This is a genomic window from Streptomyces sp. NRRL B-24572 (assembly GCF_002156145.1).
In the GTDB taxonomy this organism is placed as follows: Bacteria; Actinomycetota; Actinomycetes; order Streptomycetales; family Streptomycetaceae; genus Streptomyces; species Streptomyces vietnamensis.
This window is the reverse complement of sequence record NZ_MWIG01001111.1, coordinates 1-2,197: the sequence shown is the minus strand read 5'-3', so window position 1 is coordinate 2,197 and position 2,197 is coordinate 1. Positions and strand designations below refer to the sequence as shown.

At 69.5% G+C, this 2,197-nt stretch carries 1 protein-coding gene; it reads left to right on the top strand.

Going from position 1 to position 2,197, the window contains the following annotated elements:
- Nucleotides 1–272: 272 nt before the first annotated feature.
- Nucleotides 273–2,141, top strand: a complete 1,869-nt coding sequence (locus tag CCN56_RS40615; RefSeq protein WP_086832545.1) for an endonuclease/exonuclease/phosphatase family protein — start codon at nt 273–275, stop codon at nt 2,139–2,141.
- Nucleotides 2,142–2,197 lie beyond the last annotated feature (56 nt).

The following is a 2,197-nucleotide window of genomic DNA, read 5'->3' as shown; positions in this document are numbered from 1 at the left end:
TCCCGCGCCAGCTCCGCGTGCGCACGCAGCCGAACGGGGGGAAGGGTGGGGTGCTCTGACATCTGGGGGGTCTCCTCGGCGCGTGCGGGTGTGAAGGTGAAAGGGGCTCGGAGAGCGGTCCTCAGGGTAGACGCATCCGGGGGCCCGTCCGCCGGTTCACGGATCCGTCAGCCTTCGTACACCCGTCGACTCTTGACAAGTGGACTGCTCTCACAAGAGATTGACGCGCGTAGATTCCTCTGCCGATCCTCCAAGCACCCTCGGAGCCTCTGATGTCTTCGTCCATACCGAGATTCGCCGCGGTCTCCGCCGTCGTCGCCTCCGCCCTCGCCGCCGGTCTGCTCGCGGGTCCGTCGAGTGCCGCCGCGGAGATCGCCGCCACGGAGAGCGCCGCCGCGGAGACCACCGCCGCCGGCGTCCGCATCCACGACATCCAGGGCACGACGCGCGTCTCCCCCCTCGTCGGCAAGCAGGTCACCGGCGTCACGGGCATCGTCACCGGCGTCCGTACGTACGGCTCGCGTGGATTCTGGATCCAGGATCCGAACGCCGACGACAACCCGGCCACCAGCGAGGGCATCTTCGTCTTCACCAGCTCCGTCCCGACCGTCGCCGTCGGCGACGCGATCAGCCTGAACGGCACGGTCACCGAGTACGTCCCCGGCGGCCTGAACTCGGGCAACCAGTCCCTGACCCAGATCTCCAAGCCCGTCATCACCGTCCTCTCGAAGGGCAACCCGGTCCCGGCCCCCGTGACCATCTCCGCCTGGTCGGTGCCGGACGAGTACGCCCCCGAGGGCGACCCGGCCGCGGGCGGCTCGATCAACGGCCTGACGCTCGGCCCCGAGACGTACGCCCTGGACTACTACGAGTCCCTGGAGGGCACCAACGTCCGGATCGACTCCTCGCGGGTGGTCGGCGCCACCGACCCGTACGCGGAGCTCTGGGTGACGGTGAAGCCCTGGGAGAACGACAACGAGCGCGGCGGCACGGTCTACGGCTCGTACGAGTCCCAGAACACCGGCCGGCTCCAGATCCAGTCGCTGACCCCGCTGGCCCAGCAGCCCTTCCCCAAGGCGAACGTGGGCGACCGGCTGACCGGCACCACCGAGGGCCCGCTCGACTTCAACCAGTTCGGCGGCTACACGCTGACCGCGCGCACCCTGGGCACGCTGGAGGACAACGGCCTGGAGCGCGAGACCACGGACAAGCAGCACAAGAACGAGCTGGCCGTGGCGACGTACAACGTCGAGAACCTCGACCCGACCGACCCCCAGGAGAAGTTCGACGCGCTCGCCAAGGCGGTCGTCGAGAACCTCGCCTCGCCCGACATCGTCGCCCTGGAGGAGATCCAGGACAACAACGGCGCCAAGAACGACGGCACGGTCGCCGCCGACGTGACGGTGAAGAAGTTCACCGACGCGATCGTGGCGGCCGGCGGTCCCGCGTACGAGTGGCGCTCGATCGACCCGCAGAACGGCAAGGACGGCGGCGAGCCCGGCGGCAACATCCGTCAGGTCTTCCTCTTCAACCCCGAGCGGGTCTCCTTCACGGACCGCGCGGGCGGCGACGCGACCACCGCCACCGCCGTGACGGGCACCAAGGGCCGTGCCGCGCTGACCCTCTCCCCCGGCCGCATCGACCCGGCGAACACCGCCTGGGAGGCCAGCCGCAAGCCGCTCGCGGGCGAGTTCGTCTTCCGCGGCCGCACGGTCTTCGTGATCGCCAACCACCTCACCTCGAAGGGCGGCGACGAGTCGATCGTCTCGCACCACCAGCCGCCGAACCGTTCCTCCGAGGCCAAGCGGCTGCTCCAGGCGCAGGCCGTCAACGCCTTCGTCAAGGAGATCGAGGCCGTCGACAAGCAGGCGGACGTGCTCGTCGTCGGCGACATGAACGACTTCGAGTTCTCCGGGACGACGGAGGCGATGACCGACGGCGGCGCGCTGTACCCGGCCATCACGTCGCTGCCGGAGAGCGAGCGCTACTCGTACGTGTACCAGGGCAACAGCCAGGTCCTCGACCAGATCCTGACCAGCCCGGGCGTCCACCACTTCGAGTACGACTCCGTGCACATCAACGCGGAGTTCGCGGACCAGAACAGCGACCACGACCCGCAGGTCCTGCGCTTCCGCCCGTAGCGGGAGACCCGGTCACACGCCCGCGTCGAGGCTCAGCGCGGGCGTGTGACCGGGTC